Origin of the sequence: Streptomyces rhizosphaerihabitans, assembly GCF_025399795.1 — a bacterium.
Lineage (GTDB): Bacteria > Actinomycetota > Actinomycetes > Streptomycetales > Streptomycetaceae > Streptomyces > Streptomyces rhizosphaerihabitans.
Genome location: NZ_JAODTZ010000011.1, coordinates 93,627 through 111,274, shown reverse-complemented (window position 1 = coordinate 111,274; position 17,648 = coordinate 93,627). Strand labels below are relative to the sequence as shown.

Below are 17,648 nucleotides of genomic sequence, written 5' to 3'. Positions count from 1 at the left end.
CGGGGGCGGGCGGGGGATCTGAGGGCCCGCCCTCGCCGTGCGTGCTCCGTCCGGCCTGCTCGGCCAGGGTCAGCCTGCTCGGCCAAGGTCAGCCTGCTTCGCCCACTCCACCCATTCCGCCCGCGTCGGCCTGCTCGGCCTGGTCGAGCAGGCCGACGCTGCGAGATTCGATCTGCCGCGCGATGCGGTGCAGGATCTCGTCGGCCGGCCGGGGGTCGAGGCGGCGGCCGTCGCGCAGGCGCAGGGCGATCAGGTCGGCGGCCGCTTCCCGGTGACCGATCACCGCCTGGTACGGGACCAGGCGGGCGGCGCGCACCCGGGCGCCCAGGCTGCCCTGGTCCGGGGCGGCGAGCTCGGCCCGCAGGCCCCGGTCGCGGCAGCGGCGTACCAGCTCGAGAGCCCGGTCGGACTCGGCTTCGGAGACCGGCAGGACCACCAGCTGGACGGGGGCGAGCCAGGCCGGGAAGGCGCCTGCGTGCACCTCGATGAGGTGGGCGACGGCCCGTTCCAGGCTGCCGATCACACTGCGGTGCACCATGACCGGCCGGTGTTTCCCGCCGTCGGCGCCGATGTAGTGCAGATCGAAGCGCTCGGGCTGATGGAAGTCGACCTGGACGGTGGAAAGGGTCGACTCGCGGCCCGCCGGATCGGTGATCTGGACGTCGATCTTGGGTCCGTAGAACGCGGCCTCACCCTCGACGGCCTCGTACGCCACACCGGAACCGTCGAGGACCTCGCGCAGCAGTGCGGCCGATCTGCGCCACAGCTCCGGATCGGCCACGTACTTCCCGCCGGGGCCCGGCAGCGACAGCCGGTAGCGGGCCGCGTCGATGCCCATCGCGTCGTACGCGTCGCGGATCAACCCCAGTGCGGCGGACGCCTCTTCGGCGACCTGGTCCGGGGTGCAGAAGATGTGCGCGTCATTGAGCTGGATGGCGCGCACGCGGGTCAGGCCGCCCAGTACGCCGGACAGCTCGGACCGGTACATGGCACCCAACTCGGCCATTCGGAAGGGGAGTTCTCGGTAACTGTGCGGGCGGGACCGGTAGATGAGCGCGTGGTGGGGGCACAGGCTCGGTCGCAACAGCATCTGCTCTCCGCCGAGTTCCATCGGCGGGAACATGTCGTCGCCGTAGTGCGACCAGTGCCCCGAGATCTCGTACAGCTCCTTCTTGCCCAACACCGGTGAGTACACGTGCCGATAGCCCGCCCGCCGTTCGGCGTCGCGGACGTACTCCTCCAGGGCGTACCGCACCGCGGCGCCGTCCGGCAGCCAGTACGGCAGTCCGGCGCCCATCAGGGGGTCGGTGTCGAACAGGTCGAGTTCACGGCCGAGTCGGCGGTGGTCGTTCATGGTGGTCTCCTCGCTTGCGGAGGGCGAGCGACCACACGGCGAAGCCCCGGGGCACTCGCCCCGGGGCTTCGACTCACGTCAGCGGTCAGCGCGCCGGGACACTCTCCGGCGTCGTCGTGTTCAGTGCGGCACGCTTCATGGGCCTCACGCTAGCAGCGGGCCCCGGGACGGGCACGGTATTTATCCCGCGGGCGCCTCCGGCGCCTTCCCCGACCCCTCCACTCCCCCCGACCCCTCCACTCCCCGCGACTCCTCCGCTTCCCCGGACCCGTCCGGATTCCCGGAGCCGTCCGGTTCCCCGGGCTCCTTCGGTGTCCCGGGCGTGCGCAGGATCCCGAACGCGTCCGGAACTCCGAGCCCGTCCGTGTCCGCGAACGTCTCCGGAAGGCCGAGCGCCTCCGGCACTCCGTTGATCCGGTCCGGCGCGGCGGGGGGGTCGACCGGCTCGACCCCGGGCGGCGCCTCGGGCCGCCGCGCCCGCTGGGACTCCGCCACCACCGGCGGCTGTCCCGACTGCGCCCGTTCCAGGAAGCGCAGCAACTCCACCGGGAACGGCAGGACGAGTGTGGAGTTCTTCTCGGCCGCGACCGCCACCACCGTCTGCAGCAGGCGCAGTTGGAGTGCGGCCGGCTGTTCCGACATCACCTCGGCGGCCTGGGCCAGCTTCTTGGACGCCTGCAACTCCGCGTCCGCGTTGATGATCCGGGCCCTGCGCTCACGGTCCGCCTCGGCCTGCCGGGCCATCGACCGTTTCATCGTCTCCGGCAGTGATACGTCCTTGATCTCGACCCGGTCGATCTGCACACCCCAGCCGAGCGCCGGGCTGTCGATCATCAACTCCATCCCCTGGTTGAGCATTTCGCGGTTGGACAGCAGATCGTCCAGGTCACTCTTGCCGATGATCGAGCGCAGCGAGGTCTGTGCCATCTGGGAGACCGCGAAGCGGTAGTCCTCGACCTTGATGACCGCGTCGGCCGCGTCAATCACCTTGAAGTAGACGACCGCGTCCACCCGGACCGTGACGTTGTCCCGGGTGATGCCTTCCTGGGCCGGCACGGACAGGGTCACGATCTGCATGTTGACCTTGCGCAACCGGTCCACGAAGGGCACGACCATGGTGAAGCCGGGGGAGCGGACCTCTCCCGCGAGCCGTCCGAGGCGGAGGACGACTCCGCGTTCGTACTGTTTGATGACCCGGGCGCTGGCCGCGACGTAGACCAGGGAGGCGGACCCGGCCGCCACGATCCCCACGATGATTTCCTGGATCATGACGACCCCCTTCCGGGGTGCCCGTTCTGCCTGACATCTCCACTTTACGTCGCGGGGGCGGGGTTCCTGCCGGGTCTGCCCGTGGGAAATCGGGCCGGAGGAGTGCCCGACAGGGTGGCGTTCATGGCCGGGTCGGCAGGGCGTCCGGAACAGTTCCTCGCAGAGGATGGGCGGGTCGGCGAGGTTCCGTTCCTCGTGGGGATGCGGGCCCTAGACTCCCCGGCTGTCCACGAGGCCCTTCGCGTCGCGGGCGAGCGCCGTCAGCCGGGAGATCGCGCGGAAGTACTTCTTGCGGTAGCCGCCGTTCAGCATCTCCTCGCTGAACAGCCGGTCGAAGGGCATTCCGGAGGCGAGGACCGGCACCTCGCGGTCGTACAGCCGGTCGGCGAGCACCACGAGCCGCAATGCGGTGGACTGGTCCGGGACGGGCTGGACGTCGGTGAGGCAGACCGCCCTGATCCCGTCGGTCAGGGCGCCGTACCGGCTGGGGTGGACGCGCGCCAGGTGGTCCAGCAGGTGCGGGAAGTCGTCCAGGGACGCGCCGTCGGTGGCGTACGCAGCCTTGGTGACCTGCTCGTCGGAGAACGGGGCGGGTGCCTCGGGCAGCCCGCGGTGGCGGTAGTCCTCACCGTCGATGCGCAGCGGGCGGAAGCGCGCGGACAGGCCCTGGATCTCCCGCAGGAAGTCGGCGGACGCGAACCGGCCCTCACCGAGCTTGCCCGGAAGTGTGTTCGAGGTGGCCGCGAGTGCGACGCCCGCGTCGACCAGCTTGCCGAGCAGGGTGGAGACGAGGACGGTGTCGCCCGGGTCGTCGAGTTCGAACTCGTCGATGCACAGGAGTCGGTGCCCCGAGAGGGTCTGCACGGTCTTCTGGAAGCCGAGCGCGCCCACCAGGTTCGTCAGTTCCACGAAGGTGCCGAACGCCTTGAGTGCGGGCTCCGCCGGGGTCGCGTGCCACAGGGAGGCGAGGAGGTGGGTCTTGCCGACGCCGTAGCCGCCGTCCAGGTAGACGCCCCGGGGACCGGCCGGAGTCTTCGGCGCCTTGCCGAAGCCGAACAGCCTCCGCTTGGGGGCGCCGATGGCGTGGGCCCCGCCGAGCCCGCCGGCGAAGCGTTCGAGGATGCCAACGGCCTCGGTCTGGCTGGGCTGGTTCGGGTCCGGGATGTACGTGGCGAAGCGGACCGAGTCGAAGCGCGGCGGCGGCACCATCTCGGCGACGAGCCGGTCGGCGGGGACGTGCGGCTCGCGGACGCACAGGGACAGGGGGGCCGCTTCGGCTATCGGGTCGATCGCGGAGGCGGTGGAGGTGGACGACACGGTTCCCCACTCTATGCGCCGTGCCACACTGCACGTCATGCGACGCCTGTTCCCTGTGACCTACGAAACAGCAGCCCAGGCCTCCGTCGAGGCCTCCGGGACGGATGGGACGGAGCGCGAGTGGGAGCTCGGCGAACTGGCGGAGGCGTACGCCTACCCCGAGGTCCGCGAGCCCTGGCTGCGGGCCAACATGGTGTCCACGCTGGACGGCGCCGCCCAGCACGACGGGCGCTCGCAGCCCATCTCCAACGCCACCGACATGCGGATCTTCGGTGTCCTCAGGGGGCTCGCGGACGTCGTGGTCGTCGGAGCGGAGACGGCACGGCAGGAGGGTTACCGGCCGGCACGCGCGCGTGAGGCCTTCGCGGCGCTCAGGGAGGCCGCCGGGCAGGGCCCCGCGCCCGCGATCGCGGTGGTCACGGCGAGCCTCGACCTGGACTTCTCGCTGCCGCTGTTCACTTCGCCCCTGGTGCCCACGCTGGTGCTGACCGGCGCCGCGGCCGACCCGGACCGGATCGCGGCGGCCGAGCGGGCGGGCGCACAGGTGGTGATCGCCGGGGACGGCATGGGCGTCGATCCCGCCCGCGCCGTGCGGGCCCTGGGCGACCTCGGGCACACCAGGCTGCTGACCGAGGGCGGGCCCCGGCTGCTGGGCCAGCTGATCGCGGCCGGCGTGCTGGACGAGATGTGTCTGACGCTGGCCCCGCTGCTCGCCGCGGGCGACGCGCAGCGGATCGCCGGAGGACCCTCGGTGCCGGTCCCGCGACAGCTCGAACTGGTGTCTTTGCTGGAAGAGGCCGGGTTCCTGTACAGCCGATACCGTCGGCGCTGACAGCCGACGGAACAGCAGGTTCCGTTTATCTTCCGACGGGCACACTAAATCGCGCAGTACCCGTGCGATCACGGGGCAGGATGGTTTCCGCAGGGGCCGGGACGGCCCACGGACGAGAAGGGCGCCTGTCGTGTTCACAAGCGTATTGATGATCGAGAAGGCCCTGACGTCCGCCGACGTGGAGTTCGTCACGACCTTGCACGGTGACGAGGCGGTCGCCTTCCATGTGCTGCTCCAGCCCCGGGGCGACCAGGCGGACCGGCTGCTGCGGGCCATCGACGACGTCGCGCTCGGCGAGATCGACGAGGCGGCCCGCGAGGGCGACACCCCGGAGGGGGACGCGGCCGCCGGCCAGGGCGAGCAGGCGCTGGAGGTGTCACTGCTGGCTCTTCGCGCGTCCGGCAGCGCGGCCGAGGGACGGCTCATCGAGGATCACCCGCTCGACGCGCTGAAGACCCTGGTCGACGAGGTGGAGGCCGATGAGGTCATCGTGCTGACCGACCCCCACTACGTGGAGGAGTTCTTCCACCGCGACTGGGCCTCCCGGGCCCGCCACAAGGTGGGCGTGCCGGTGCTGAAGCTGTTCTCGCACAGCAAGGTGTGAGCCGGCTCCGGGTTCGGGGGCCCCGAGCGGGGCGTGAGTGTGGCGAAGCCCTGGGTTCCGGGCGTGAGCGGCGCAGCCCGGAGTCCCGGGTGCGCGCGGGGTCGGGGCAGCGGGTCCGCGTCCTGGCGACGTGAGTGGCGCAGTCCCGGCTTCAGGGGGCGCACCTGCCCACGGCTGGCGTGCTGAGGCCCGGTGGGTGACGGCTGGGCGTGCTGAGGCCCGGCAGGTCACGGCTGGGCGTGCTGAGGCCCGGTGGGTGACGGCCGGGCGTCCGGCCCGGCTGGCCGGGGCGGGTCCGCCGGTGTCCCTTGTGAGGCGCCGTCCGCCGCACCCAATAGGCTGGGTCCGCGTTCCCTTCGGGAGAGCGCGCCCACCTTCGTACCGGATCTTGGGGAGATACACGCATGGCACCCGGCCTTCCTACCGCGATGGACCGACCGCACTTCATCGGCATCGGCGGCGCCGGGATGTCGGGCATCGCGAAGATCCTCGCGCAGCGCGGAGCCCAGGTCGCGGGCAGCGACGCGAAGGAGTCCGCCACCGCCGAGGCGCTGCGCGCGCTGGGCGCCACGGTCCACATCGGGCACGCGGCCGGCCACCTCGCCCCCGACGCCACCTGTGTCGTGGTCTCCTCCGCGATCCGCGCGGACAACCCGGAGCTCGCCCGCGCGGCCGAGCTCGGCATCCCGGTCGTCCACCGCTCGGACGCCCTCGCCCGGCTGATGGACGGCCTGCGCCCGATCGCGGTCGCCGGCACCCACGGCAAGACGACCACCACTTCGATGCTGGCCGTGTCCCTGTCGTCGCTCGGCCTCGCCCCGTCGTACGCCATCGGCGGCGACCTCGACGCCCCCGGTTCGAACGCCCTGCACGGCGAGGGCGAGATCTTCGTCGCCGAGGCCGACGAGTCGGACCGCAGCTTCCACAAGTACGCGCCCGAGGTCGCGATCATCCTCAACGTCGAACTCGACCACCACGCCAACTACGCGTCGATGGAAGAGATCTACGAGTCCTTCGAGACGTTCGTGGACCGCGTCACCGAGGGCGGCACGCTGGTGATCTCGGCCGACCACGAGGGCGCCCGCGAGCTGACCCGCCGGGTCACCGGCCGCGGTGTGCGCGTCGTGACGTACGGCGACGCCGCCGACGCGGACGTCCGGGTGCTCTCCGTGGTCCCGCACGGCCTGAAGAGCGAGGTGACGGTCCTGCTGGACGGCGCCGAGCTGACCTTCGCGGTCTCCGTCCCCGGCCGTCACTACGCGCACAACGCGGTGGCGGCGCTGGCCGCGGGTGTCGCCCTGGGCATTCCGGCCGCCGAGCTGGCCCCCGCGCTCGCCTCGTACACCGGCGTGAAGCGCCGCCTCCAGCTGAAGGGCGAGGCGGCCGGCGTCCAGGTCGTCGACTCCTACGCGCACCACCCGACCGAGATGACCGCCGACCTGGAGGCCATGCGGGCCGGCGCCTCGGGCCGCATCCTCGTCGTCTTCCAGCCGCACCTGTTCTCCCGCACCCAGGAGCTGGGCAAGGAGATGGGCGAGGCCCTGTCGCTGGCCGACGCCTCGGTCGTCCTGGACATCTACCCGGCCCGCGAGGACCCGATCCCCGGTGTCACCAGTGAGCTGATCCTGCGGGCCGCGCGGGCCGCGGGCGCCGAGGTGACGCCGGTCCACGACAAGGCCGAGGTGCCGTCCGTCGTCGCGGGAATGACGAAGCCCGGTGATCTCGTTCTCACCATGGGCGCGGGCGACGTGACGGATCTCGGACCGGAGATCCTCGCCCGGCTGTCCGAGTGACCGTGGCCCCCAGTGGGCCTCCTTGAGCGTGAGGGGTTGAGCTTCATGTCGTACGACATCGAAAAGCCGGACGAGCAGTGGCGCGCGGAGCTGACCCCGGCCGAGTACACGGTGCTGCGCAAGGCGGGCACCGAGCCCGCCTTCACCGGTGAGTACACCGACACCAAGACGACGGGCGTCTACTCCTGTCGCGCCTGCGGCGCCGAACTCTTCACCTCCACGGAGAAGTTCGAGTCGCACTGCGGCTGGCCGTCCTTCTACGACCCGAAGGACTCCGACGCGGTCGAGCTGATCCAGGACCGTTCGCACGGCATGATGCGCACCGAGGTGCGCTGCGCCCGCTGCGGATCACACCTCGGCCATGTGTTCGAGGGTGAGGGGTATGCGACGCCGACGGATCAGCGGTACTGCATAAACTCGATCTCGTTGCGGTTGGCGCCGGACGAGGGCTGAGCCGTTCCGCCCGAGGTCGTCCGGCCCGCGGCCGTCGGCCCGTGCCGGTACGACCGCTACCGGTCGACCCGACACGGGCCCGGGCGTCTCGGGGCCGTCGGCGTGGGTGGCCCCAACTCGCCGTCCTCACATACGCGAACACCATCGACGTGAGTCCCGAACCGTGCGAGGACGCGTCCATGGCGTGCACGTGGCGAGTTCTGACAGCCTCGGCGCGGAACACGTCCGCGACGGTGGCCACGGCTGTCGTGCCATGGGCCCAACGGGCAAGGAACCAGGGTGTTCCGGGGGCCGGGGCCTCCGTCCGTGCCCCGGTTCAGAGCACCTTGCGGTGGACCAGGGCCGAGAGGACGAGCGTGCCCGGGAGCAGCGGGATCCAGACCGTCAGGACCCGGTAGCAGATGACGGTGGCCGTCGAGAGGCCCATCGGGGCGCCCAGCGCGACCATGGTGAATACCAGGGCCGCGTCCACCGGGCCTATTCCGCCCGGAGCGGGTACGGCAGCGACGGCGGTACTGGCTATCAGCAGCGCGAACACCACTTGCGCCCACGACAGCGGCAGCCCGAGCGAGAAGCCGACCGACGCGATCACGCTTCCCTGGAGCACCGGGGCGGCGGCCGATCCGCCCCAGAGGGCGAGCACGCGGCTGGGCCGGGTGTGCAGGAGCCGTACATCGGTCAGCGCGGTGCGAAGGAAGCCGACGACCGGGCGGCGCAGCGGACGGACGACCGCCAGGAGCAGGAAGGCGGTCGCGAGACCGACCGTTACGCTTCCGGCGGCCAGCAGCAGCGTCCAGCGATCCGGGGCGATCCCGCCGAGCCGGCGGGTGTCCTCGAACGCCACCAGGAAGGCGATGAGCACCGGCATTCTCGCCACCGGCTTGACCAGCGAGTACAGGGCGAGCGAGGCGGTCGCGCGGGCCAGGGGTATGCCTTGGCGCTGCAGGAAGCGCAGAGTGACCGCGTGGGCGCCGATGTTCGCCGGCAGCAGGAGGTTGGCGGCTCCCGCGGCGAACTGCGACGCCAGCAGCAGGCCGGGCGGCAGCCTGTCCGGCAGGGCGCCCTGCCGGACGCACCCGGCGACCACCCAGCCCAGGAGGGTGAAGAAGACCCCGGCGAGCAGCCACCACGGATCGGCGTCACCCAGCCGGGCGGCGCCGTCGCGCAGCGCCCGCCGGTCCAGCGCCGCCCAGGTTCCGATCAACAGGGTGGGGAGTAGCGCCAATACGAGGCGGGTGAGTCGCGCGAGGGATGTGTGGCGGGTGGTGGAGCGGGTGGGGGTGGCGCAGGGGGAGCAGACAGTGGAAGCGGGTTGGGCGGCGCAAGGTGTATCGCCGGGTGCGGTGGGTGTGACAGATGTGGGCGTGGGGGCGGGGAGGCTGTCGAGCGGGGGCAGGGACACGGCTCACGTCGTCCTTCCGCGTCACGCCCGCGTACGGACGGACGGATCCGAGGCGATGCAACGGGGACGGGGGAAACGTGCCCGTTCGGTGTGACGCCACGGTGTCCGCGAGAGGAAGGGGGGCCAGCGTGTGAGCGACACGGCCGGAGGTGCCGCGTCGGACGGGAGAGCGTCCTCTGCAACTCCCGTGGCGTCGCTGCGGTCCCGACACGGGTGGGGGTGGGGGTGGGCTGCCGCGCGCAGACTGCCCGGCGACGGCACGGGACCACAGCCGAAGGCATGGGACGGCGCGTGAACATCGGATTCACCGGGCCGGGGCGAATGGAGCGGCCGCACGGTCATGGCGTGAACCGGTCCGTCAGGACTCGGCCGTGCGACTCGGGAATGAAGCCGTGGGCCGCCGCCGGGGATTCGGCGAGTCGCCGTCCGTGACGCCCGCGCACAGCAGATCCTGACCTGACGTGCGGCCTCGGACTCCCCGGCCGGGGGCCGCGCGCCCACCGCCGCTCCCGCGCCGCCCCGGAACCTACGGAGAACCATGGACGCCGACAACAACCACCTCGCGGACGACGGCGACGAGGACGCCACGGGTACGGGCGGCGGTGACGCCCTGCGTACCGGCGGCCCCGGCGGCTCGGACGCCGGCCGGGGTGACCATGTCGCCGCACCCGCCCAGGCGCGTGCCGCCGCGCTCCTGCGTCGTCCGAAGCTGTGGGTGGTGCCCACCGTACTGACGGGGCTGCTCGCGCTCCTGCTGTCGTTGCTCTACATGGGCGGCATCGTCAACCCGAACCGGCATCTGCACGACCTGCCGATCGGCCTGGTCAACGAGGACACCGGCAAGCCCCCTCCGGGGCAGCGGCAGAACGTGGGCACCCAGGTCACCGCGGCCGTCGTCGCGAGCGACACTTCCGGTGCGGCCGGCTGGCGCAGACTCACCCGTGCGCAGGCCCAGGACGAACTCTCCTCGGGCAAGATCTACGGTGCCCTGGTCGTCCCCAGGGACTTCACCGACTCCCTGACCGCGCTGACCACCGCGAACGCCAGGGTCCGGCCCACCATGACGGTGCTGACCAACCCCGGTATGGGCAGCCTCGGTTCGTCGCTGGCCAGCCGGATCACCACGGCCGCCGCGCAGCAGGCCTCCGCTTCCATCGGCAAGGAACTCACGGCCTCGCCCGCGACCGCGAAGGCGGACTCCACCACGCGGCTGCTCCTCGCCGACCCCGTCGAGGTCGTCACCCGGGTGGGGCACCCCATCGGCGACCACAGCGGTCTCGGGCTGAGCGCGTTCTACTACACCCTGCTCCTGGTGCTGGCCGGGTTCCTCGGCGGCAACCTCATCAGTACCGGCGTCGACACGGCCCTCGGATACGCCGACAACGAGATCGGCCCCTGGCACACCCGCCGCCCGACCGTGCCGATCAGCCGGACCCAGACCCTGCTCCTGAAAATGGTCATGACCGCGGGTATCACCGTGCTCACGGTCTCCCTGGTCATGCTGGCCACCGTCGCGATCCTCGGCATGGACGCCACCCACCTGCCGTTGCTGTGGATCTACTCCTACTGCGCGAGCCTCGCCGTCGGACTGGGCGTCCAGGCGATCAACGCGGCCTTCGGCGGGATCGGACAGCTCGTGTCCATGTTCGTGTTCATCGTGCTGGGTCTGCCGTCCTCGGGAGCCACCGTCCCGCTCCAGGCGGTGCCCGGGTTCTACCGCTTCCTGTCCGTCTTCGAGCCCATGCGCCAGCTCAGCGACGGGGTGCGCGCCATCCTCTTCTTCGACGCGCGGGCCGAGGCCGGCCTCGGCAGGGCCTGGCTCATGATCGGCGTCGGCGCCGTGCTCGCCCTTCTCTTCGGCTTCGCGATGACCCGCTACTACGACCGCAAGGGCCTGCACCGCCTGACCCCCCAGCCCGCCGGATCCGCCTGACCGGCACCCCACGGCCACCGCTCGGCGGAGCCCGTCCTCAGGGCATGTGCCGCAGCAGCGCGGTGACCGCCGGAGGGGTGTCGCCGCGGGGGAGGACGAGCATGATCTTCCAGTGGGGCGCGTGCCGGGCGAAGGCGTGGGTGCTGAGGTCGGGGAACTGCCCGGCGATCGAGGCGGGCATGACACAGACGCCCAGGTCGCCCCGGACGAGTTCGGCCGCGGCGACGATGTCGTCGACCTCGAAGGTCGTCTCCCGTTCCACGGCGGCGGCACGGAACGCCCGGTCCACGCAGAGGCGGATCGCCCAGCCCGGTGTGAAGTCCACCAGCGGCAGCCGGGCGGTCTCGGTGAGCGTGACCGTGCCGTCCGGGCCGGTTCCGGTGAGCGCCCGCCGCGGGGCGGACACCAGCACCATCTCCTCGTACGACAGCAGCCGGGTCACCAGACCGCGCTGCCGCTGCCGGTCGAGTGCGACCACGGCCAGGTCGACGGTGCCCTCGCGCAGCGCGTGCCGGATGTCGGTCACGGACGCCTGCCGCAACCGCACCACCACGTCCGGATGCTCGGCGCGCAGCGCGGCCAGCGGCCGATGGAGATCGGCCCAGACGCCCTGCGTCGTGCCGATCGTGATCCTGCCCCGCAGCTGTCCCCGGACCAGGTCGACGGTGGCCCGCGCCTGTTCCGCAGCCCGCAGCGCGGCGCGCGCCGCCGGGACGAAGACCTCGCCCGCCGGGGTCAGGAACACCCGGTGCGTGGTGCGGTCGAACAGAGGGGTGCCCAGCTCCCGTTCCAGTGCGAGGACCGTGCTCGACACGGCGGACTGCACCACGTGCAGCCGTTGGGCCGCCGCGGTGAAACCGCCTTCCTCGGCCACCGCGACCACGACCTCCATCTGCCGCAGATCCATCTCCACTCCCGAACCAGCAGCCCGTCTCCGACCGAGATCCCGTCCTCTGCCGATTGTCCCAGGCCGTGCGCGTCGCAGGGGCGCCGACGAGGTGCCGACGAGGTGCCGACGGCGGACAGGCGGACCGGGCGTACGGGTGGCGGACGCCCGGGGAACGCGTGGTCACGTTCCGCGGACGCCGTTGCGCATCTCGCGCGGGCTCACCCCGAAGCGCTGCCGGAACGCGGTGCTCAGGGCGCTCGCCGAGGAGAATCCCGAGGCGTAGGCCAGATCGGTGATGGTCAGGTGTTCGCAGTCGCCGCACTGGAGACGTTCGCGGACCAGGCGCAGGCGCTCCTCACGGATCAGGTCGCGGGGGGTGGTGCCCGCGTGCTGCAGGGCCAGTTGGATCTGCCGCAGCGACCAGCCGAGGGTGCGGGCCATGGACGTACCGGTGAGCCCGGGGTCGGCGGCGTTCTCGCGGACGTGGCGGCGCACCACCGTCTCCACGTCGGCCAGGTGGCGGGCGCCGTCGGGGCGGTCGTCGCCGGTGGCGAGCATGCACACCAGCTCCACCACCCGGTCGGACACGGCGTTGAACTGGGAGTCGGTGAGATCGTCGCGCTCGGCGTACAGACCGTCGAGCATCGAGCGGACGACGCGGCCGAGACCCCTGCTCAGGTCGAGGGCGGTGGCCAGCGGCGACTTGCGGTTCAGCGGGCCGTCCACCTCGCGCGCCGGGATCGTCAGGACGAACGCCTGGGCGGAGGCGTCCTGGAGGCACTGGAAGGGCGCCCCGAACGAGACGAGCGTGCCCGTCCCCGGGGTCAGCCGGGCCTCGTGACCGTCCTGGCGCAGGATGATCTCCCCGCTCAGCGGCAGCAGTAACCGGTAGTCCCCGTCGGGATCCTCGCGGACCTGCCGCGCGGTCCTGCTGTACTCGATCTCGTCCGACCGGAACCTGACGAGCTGATACGCCTCTGTGCGCTGACGCACCGTCTCACCGCGGAAGTCGTCGGTGCGGCTGTACCGGTAGCCCATCCGGGACTGGTACGACCCGATGTGCTCGCTCCAGAAGTCGGTCCGCTCCCACGGTTGGACCGCACCCGTCGACCGGGTCTCCACCAGGTAGTTCGCCGCAGCCAACGACACCATCAACTCCCGCGTGGGTGAGGGTAGTCACGCGGTGTCAGCCTAGTGCACACAGTCGGTGCGCATGGCGGCAACTTCCTTGCGCGCCGGGGCAAGCGCGGACACCGCCGCGGGGCTACCGTCATGCGCCCGCGTCAACTCGCGTCCCACCCCTCACTTTTCTTGCTTCCTTCCCAGCAATGTGTCTCTGCACAAGAGGACTTGAGGACCATGACCGAACGGATACCGGAGGCCGCGTCCTGGTGCCTGGCCGCCGGCCTGCTCGCCGTCACCGTGCTGCTGCTGCGCCAGCGCGGGATCAGCACGCGACAGCGCCGACGGACCGCCGTGCTCACGGAGGACCTGCGGGTCCGCGACGAGGAGCTGCGGCACCTGGCCGAGGTCCGCCTGCCCGCCCTGGAGGACGCCCCCCACCAGCACGTTCCCGCGGGTGTCCCCGCCGCCGGCCCGCTCGACGCCCGGGTGGCCGGCACGGACTTCGCGAAGCACCTCGACAGCGTCCTCGAACGTTTCTCGGAAGCGGTGGGGCACGCGCAGGCGCGTGCCGACCAGTCCGCGAAGTCCGCGCTCAAGGCGTCGATGCGTTCGATCCAGGCTCTCGCCAATGAGCAGCAGGTGTCCATCGCGGAGATGCAGGACCGGCACGACCACCCCGACGTCCTGCGCGACCTTCTCGAAATCGACCACACCAACGCCCAGTTCGGCCGTCGTGCCCAGGCGATCGCCGTCCTGTGCGGTTCCTGGCCCGGACGGCAGCGCAGCACCTCCGCGCTGATCGACGTGGTGCGTGGCGCGACCTCCCGTGTCCGCGACTACCGGCGCGTCCGCGTCAACGGACAGGTCGACATCGCCGTCGAGAGCCGCGCGGTCGAACCGGTGGTCCTCGCCGTCGCCGAACTGCTGGACAACGCGGCACGCCACTCGCAGCCCAACACGAACGTCGAGGTCACCGTCCAGTCGGCACACAACGGCGCCTGCGTGGTCATCGACGACGCCGGTGTCGGTATGGACGGCCAGGCGACCGAGCGGGCCGCCGCGCTGCTGGCCGGCCGCGACCCGGTGGACGTGACCCGGCTCGACGATCCGCCGCAGTTCGGCTTCGCCGTCATCGGTGTACTCGCCGCACGGTACGGGTTCAGCGTCTCGGTGGACACGCGGTCCCCGTACGGCGGTGTCCGCGCCGTGGTGTTCCTGCCGTCGACGCTGCTCACGCATCTGGCCCCGGTGGTGGAGGCGCCGCCGCGGGCCGAGCCCTCACGGGCGGCCGGGCGGCCCGCAGGTCCGGGGGCGGCATCCGTGACGCCGGTGCGTCCCACGCGTCGGGCGGCCGAGCCCGTCGGGACGACGACGGCCGGTGGCCTGCCGAAGCGGCGGCGCCGCGGCCCGCAGCAGGCGACCCCCGCCGAACAGCCCGACGCCGTCCCCGCCGAGGACGTCAGCGCGCGGTCGGCCGAGGAGAACGCCCGGCGCATGGGCGCATTCGCCCGCGGCACCCGCTTCGGCCGCGCGGAGCGGGACACCACCGGAACACCGGCCGCCCCGCGGCCGCCCGACGCTCCCGCGAGCCCGGAAGCCCACGCGCCGACGAACGCCCCGGTGACGTCCACGGATGCTCCGGTGACGTCGGCGGACGCCCTGGTGACGCCGAGGGGTGCTCCGGCGACGCCGACGAGTTCCCCCGTGACGCCGACGCGCGCCCCGGTGACGCCGACGGACGCCTTCGTGATGCCGGCGAGTGCCCCGACGACGCCGACAAGCGCACTGAGGACCTCGACGGACGCCTCTGTGCCGACGGCGGATGCCCTCGCGGCGCCGGCGGAGACCCCCGTGATGCCCACGGGCGCCCCCGTGACGTCGTACGAAACACCTCACCGGATCGAAGGGAGCACACAGGGATGACCGCGCCCATGACCAACGAGCTGGGGTGGATGCTCGACGAGGTGCTGAAGGTGCCGCACGCGCGGCACGCGATCCTGCTGTCCGCCGACGGCATGCTCCGCGCCCACTCCGCGGACATCGGCCGGGACGACGCCGAACGGCTGGCCGCGGGCCTGTCCGGCGTGCAGTCGATCAGCCGCAGCACCGCCGAGTTCTGCGGCAGCCCGGACACACCGTGGCGGCAGACCCTGATCGAGTTCGCACACGGGTACGTCTTTCTCGTCGCCGCGGGCGAGGGCACCCATCTCGCCGTGTCCACGACCGAGGACGTCGACATGGAGGCGGTCACCTACCGCATGCACAAGATGGTCGACCGGCTCGGCAAGGAACTGACCAGCCCGGCCCGGCAGGACACCGGCAGTCCGGCATGACGCCGCCCGGACGTCGTCCCGGGGAGCGGCTGGTGCGGTCGTACGTCGTCACGGGCGGCCGCTCGCATCCGTCGCGCAACACCCTCGACCTCGTCACGCTGCTGATCGCGGCCCTCGGCCCACCGCTCACCGGGCTGAGCCCCGAGAAGCGGCGGCTGATGGAGCTGTGCCGGCCCGGGGCACTGTCGCTGGCCGAGGTGGCGGGCCATCTGGAGCTGCCCGTCAGTGTCACCAAGGTGCTGGTCGCCGACCTGATGGACAGCGGCCACCTCGTCACCCGCACGCCGATCCCCTCCGCCGGGCCGCCGTCCGACACCCGCATCCTCCAGGAGGTCCTCGATGGACTCCGCTCCCGACTCTGACACCGTGTACCTGCCCGAGGGAGTGCAGACCGCCGTGAAGCTGCTGGTCGTGGGCCACTTCGCGGTCGGCAAGACCACGTTCGTCGGCGCGCTCTCCGAGATACGGCCGCTGCGCACCGAGGAGGTCATGACCCAGGCCGGCGCGCTCGTGGACGACTTGGCGGGTACGCGGGACAAGACCACCACCACGGTCGCCCTCGACTTCGGCCGCGTCACCCTCAACGACACCTTGGTCCTCTATCTGTTCGGCGCCCCGGGGCAGCGGCGCTTCACCGGGCTCTGGCAGGACCTGACGCGCGGAGCGCTCGGCGCACTCGTTCTCGCCGACACCCGGCGCCTGGACCAGTCCTTCGAAGTCATGGGCGTACTGGAGGAGTTGGGACTCCCGTACGCAGTCGCCCTGAACGACTTCGACGACGGGCCGGGGCACGGCCTCGACGAGGTGCGCGAGGCCCTCGACCTGCTGCCCGCCACCCCGCTGCTGCGCTGCGACGCCCGCGACCGGGTCTCCGCCACCGAGACACTGATCGCCCTCGTCGCCCATCTGCTGGCCCGCACCGGCGAACTGGAGCACGCGTGAACGCCGTACCGCCCCCCGGCTGCCCGGCCCACCAGTCCCTGTACGGACCGGAGTTCGCCGCCGATCCCGCCACGGTCTACCGGCGGCTGCGGGACGCCGGACCGACCGCGCCCGTCGAACTCGCGCCCGGCGTCCGGGCCACCCTGGTCACCGGGTACGACGCCGCCCTGCACGTCCTGCGCAGTCCGGAGACCTTCTCCAAGGACCCGCGGCACTGGAAGGACCTCGCCGACGGCACCGTCCCGATGGACAGCCCGGTCGTCCCGATGATGATGTACCGGCCCAACGCCCTGTTCACCGACGGCGAGGAGCACAGCCGGCTGCGGGGCGCCATCACCGACACCCTCGCCCGCGTCGAGTCCAGCACCCTGCGCGGCTGTGCCGAGCGCAGCGCCGACACCCTCATCGACCGGTTCGCGCCGCTGGGCACGGCGGATCTGCTGGGCGAGTACGCCCAGGTCCTGCCGCTGCTCGTCTTCAACCACCTCTTCGGCTGCCCTGTCGGCCACGGTGTCCGGCTGGTCGAGGGGATGTCCGGGATCTTCGACGGGGTGGACGCCGAGAAGGCGAACGAGCTGCTCACCACCACCCTGCTCGACCTGGTCGGGCTGAAGCGGCGGCGACCCGCGCCGGACATGACGACCTGGCTGATGGAGCACCCGGCCGCGCTGACCGACGAGGAGATGATCCACACCCTCGCCGTACTGATGGGCGCCGGCACCGAACCGCAGCAGAACCTGATCGCGAACAGCCTGCGTCTGCTGCTGTCCGACGACCGCTTCGCGGGCGACCTGTCCGGCGGCACGCTGCCGGTGGAGGACGCCCTCGACGAGGTGCTCTGGACCGATCCGCCGATCGCCAACTACGCCGTGCACTACCCGCGGCACGACGTCGTGTACGAGGGCACGCTGCTGCGCGCGGGTGATCCGCTGGTGGTGAGCCTCGCCGCCGCGAACACGGATCCTGCTCTGGCCGGCAGTCAGCGAATCGGCAACCGGGCCCACTTGGCGTGGAGCGCGGGTCCGCACACCTGCCCTGCCCAGGGTCCGGCGCGGCTGATCGCGGCCGTCGCGGTCGAGAAACTCCTCGACCGGATCCCCGACATCGAACTGACGGTGCCTGTCGAGCGGTTGAGGTGGCGTCCCGGCCCGTTCCACCGCGCACTCGCCGCACTGCCGGTGAGCTTCCCGCCCGCTCCGGCCGTCGGACGCTCCGAGGGCGGCCGGCCCGGCGCCGGACGCCCTGAGGATACGTGGCAGACGCGGGCCGAGCCTTTCCCGGCGCCTCCCGCAGAGCCCCGGGCCCCCGCGCCCGGCCGCCCGAGGAGCGGCTGGGCGCGGCCGGCGGCCTGGTGGCGCGGGGAGTGACCCGGCCCCGGACGCCGGGAGAGGCGGACCCCAGG

15 protein-coding genes and 1 pseudogene are annotated in these 17,648 nt (G+C 72.0%); 10 read left to right on the top strand and 6 right to left on the bottom strand.

All coding sequences use genetic code 11. The features are described 5' to 3' along the window. Positions 1-88: 88 nt before the first annotated feature. The 3 genes from thrS to zapE all read right to left on the bottom strand — a co-directional run bounded on the left by thrS (position 89) and on the right by zapE (position 3,979). On the bottom strand, positions 89-1,354 hold the full coding sequence (gene thrS, locus N4G66_RS13935; protein WP_391858811.1) for a threonine--tRNA ligase: 1,266 nt from the start codon (positions 1,352-1,354) through the stop codon (positions 89-91). 180 nt (positions 1,355-1,534) lie between these two features. After that, positions 1,535-2,623 carry a slipin family protein gene (locus tag N4G66_RS13930; RefSeq protein ID WP_261704389.1) on the bottom strand — a complete coding sequence of 363 codons (1,089 nt, stop codon included), beginning with the start codon at positions 2,621-2,623 and terminating at the stop codon, positions 1,535-1,537. A gap of 210 nt (positions 2,624-2,833) precedes the next feature. Next, positions 2,834-3,979, bottom strand: a complete 1,146-nt coding sequence (gene zapE / locus N4G66_RS13925) for a cell division protein ZapE (RefSeq protein ID WP_391858810.1) — start codon at positions 3,977-3,979, stop codon at positions 2,834-2,836. Between zapE and N4G66_RS13920 the strand changes: the two genes are divergently transcribed. From N4G66_RS13920 to msrB, 4 genes are all read left to right on the top strand, one after another. Next, entirely contained in the window at positions 3,978-4,772 is a 795-nt protein-coding gene (locus tag N4G66_RS13920) for a pyrimidine reductase family protein (protein ID WP_261704387.1), read from the top strand. The genes zapE and N4G66_RS13920 overlap by 2 nt on opposite strands. Before the next feature lie 148 nt (positions 4,773-4,920). Then, positions 4,921-5,376: an indole-3-glycerol phosphate synthase gene (locus tag N4G66_RS13915; protein ID WP_261704459.1), complete on the top strand. Its 456-nt coding sequence runs from the start codon at positions 4,921-4,923 to the stop codon at positions 5,374-5,376. A gap of 404 nt (positions 5,377-5,780) precedes the next feature. Further along, positions 5,781-7,169 carry a UDP-N-acetylmuramate--L-alanine ligase gene (gene murC, locus N4G66_RS13910; RefSeq protein WP_261704386.1) on the top strand — a complete coding sequence of 463 codons (1,389 nt, stop codon included), beginning with the start codon at positions 5,781-5,783 and terminating at the stop codon, positions 7,167-7,169. A gap of 45 nt (positions 7,170-7,214) precedes the next feature. Continuing rightward, entirely contained in the window at positions 7,215-7,622 is a 408-nt protein-coding gene (gene msrB, locus N4G66_RS13905; protein WP_261704385.1) for a peptide-methionine (R)-S-oxide reductase MsrB, read from the top strand. Positions 7,623-7,938: 316 nt separating this feature from the next. Here msrB and N4G66_RS13900 read toward each other — a convergent pair whose 3' ends face one another. Further along, positions 7,939-8,826, bottom strand: a complete 888-nt coding sequence (locus N4G66_RS13900; RefSeq protein ID WP_315903639.1) for a lysylphosphatidylglycerol synthase transmembrane domain-containing protein — start codon at positions 8,824-8,826, stop codon at positions 7,939-7,941. A 736-nt stretch (positions 8,827-9,562) separates the two neighbouring features. Here N4G66_RS13900 and N4G66_RS13895 point away from each other — a divergent pair. Then, entirely contained in the window at positions 9,563-10,957 is a 1,395-nt protein-coding gene (locus N4G66_RS13895; protein ID WP_261704383.1) for a YhgE/Pip domain-containing protein, read from the top strand. A gap of 37 nt (positions 10,958-10,994) precedes the next feature. Here N4G66_RS13895 and N4G66_RS13890 read toward each other — a convergent pair whose 3' ends face one another. Both N4G66_RS13890 and N4G66_RS13885 read right to left on the bottom strand, forming a co-directional pair. Next, positions 10,995-11,864, bottom strand: coding sequence for a LysR family transcriptional regulator (locus tag N4G66_RS13890; RefSeq protein ID WP_261704382.1), 870 nt, complete (start codon positions 11,862-11,864; stop codon positions 10,995-10,997). A gap of 162 nt (positions 11,865-12,026) precedes the next feature. Beyond that, positions 12,027-12,998: an AraC-like ligand-binding domain-containing protein gene (locus tag N4G66_RS13885; protein WP_391858809.1), complete on the bottom strand. Its 972-nt coding sequence runs from the start codon at positions 12,996-12,998 to the stop codon at positions 12,027-12,029. A gap of 207 nt (positions 12,999-13,205) precedes the next feature. On the opposite strand from N4G66_RS13885, the pseudogene N4G66_RS13880 reads away from it, so the two are divergent. The 5 genes and pseudogenes from N4G66_RS13880 to N4G66_RS13860 all read left to right on the top strand — a co-directional run. After that, positions 13,206-14,504 (top strand): annotated as a pseudogene (locus tag N4G66_RS13880) (ATP-binding protein); the annotation flags it as partial. 386 nt (positions 14,505-14,890) lie between these two features. After that, positions 14,891-15,304, top strand: coding sequence for a roadblock/LC7 domain-containing protein (locus tag N4G66_RS13875; RefSeq protein ID WP_261704381.1), 414 nt, complete (start codon positions 14,891-14,893; stop codon positions 15,302-15,304). Further along, positions 15,301-15,666, top strand: coding sequence for a DUF742 domain-containing protein (locus N4G66_RS13870; RefSeq protein WP_261704380.1), 366 nt, complete (start codon positions 15,301-15,303; stop codon positions 15,664-15,666). The genes N4G66_RS13875 and N4G66_RS13870 overlap by 4 nt, the downstream gene beginning before the upstream one ends. Further along, complete coding sequence (locus N4G66_RS13865) at positions 15,644-16,246, top strand: GTP-binding protein (protein WP_261704379.1); 603 nt, start codon at positions 15,644-15,646, stop codon at positions 16,244-16,246. The genes N4G66_RS13870 and N4G66_RS13865 overlap by 23 nt, the downstream gene beginning before the upstream one ends. Further along, the gene (locus N4G66_RS13860; protein WP_261704378.1) at positions 16,243-17,613 is read left to right on the top strand and encodes a cytochrome P450; all 1,371 of its coding nucleotides are present in this window, start codon (positions 16,243-16,245) and stop codon (positions 17,611-17,613) included. The genes N4G66_RS13865 and N4G66_RS13860 overlap by 4 nt, the downstream gene beginning before the upstream one ends. Positions 17,614-17,648: the final 35 nt, after the last annotated feature.

Coding starts and splice junctions, on each gene's coding strand:
- N4G66_RS13895 (WP_261704383.1), top strand. CDS start 9,563: ATGGACGCCGACAACAACCACCTCGCGGACGACGGCGACGAGGACGCC.
- N4G66_RS13865 (WP_261704379.1), top strand. CDS start 15,644: ATGGACTCCGCTCCCGACTCTGACACCGTGTACCTGCCCGAGGGAGTG.
- N4G66_RS13885 (WP_391858809.1), bottom strand. CDS start 12,998: ATGGTGTCGTTGGCTGCGGCGAACTACCTGGTGGAGACCCGGTCGACG.
- murC (WP_261704386.1), top strand. CDS start 5,781: ATGGCACCCGGCCTTCCTACCGCGATGGACCGACCGCACTTCATCGGC.
- msrB (WP_261704385.1), top strand. CDS start 7,215: ATGTCGTACGACATCGAAAAGCCGGACGAGCAGTGGCGCGCGGAGCTG.
- N4G66_RS13890 (WP_261704382.1), bottom strand. CDS start 11,864: ATGGATCTGCGGCAGATGGAGGTCGTGGTCGCGGTGGCCGAGGAAGGC.
- N4G66_RS13920 (WP_261704387.1), top strand. CDS start 3,978: ATGCGACGCCTGTTCCCTGTGACCTACGAAACAGCAGCCCAGGCCTCC.
- N4G66_RS13915 (WP_261704459.1), top strand. CDS start 4,921: ATGATCGAGAAGGCCCTGACGTCCGCCGACGTGGAGTTCGTCACGACC.
- N4G66_RS13870 (WP_261704380.1), top strand. CDS start 15,301: ATGACGCCGCCCGGACGTCGTCCCGGGGAGCGGCTGGTGCGGTCGTAC.
- N4G66_RS13930 (WP_261704389.1), bottom strand. CDS start 2,623: ATGATCCAGGAAATCATCGTGGGGATCGTGGCGGCCGGGTCCGCCTCC.
- zapE (WP_391858810.1), bottom strand. CDS start 3,979: ATGACGTGCAGTGTGGCACGGCGCATAGAGTGGGGAACCGTGTCGTCC.
- N4G66_RS13875 (WP_261704381.1), top strand. CDS start 14,891: ATGACCGCGCCCATGACCAACGAGCTGGGGTGGATGCTCGACGAGGTG.
- thrS (WP_391858811.1), bottom strand. CDS start 1,354: ATGAACGACCACCGCCGACTCGGCCGTGAACTCGACCTGTTCGACACC.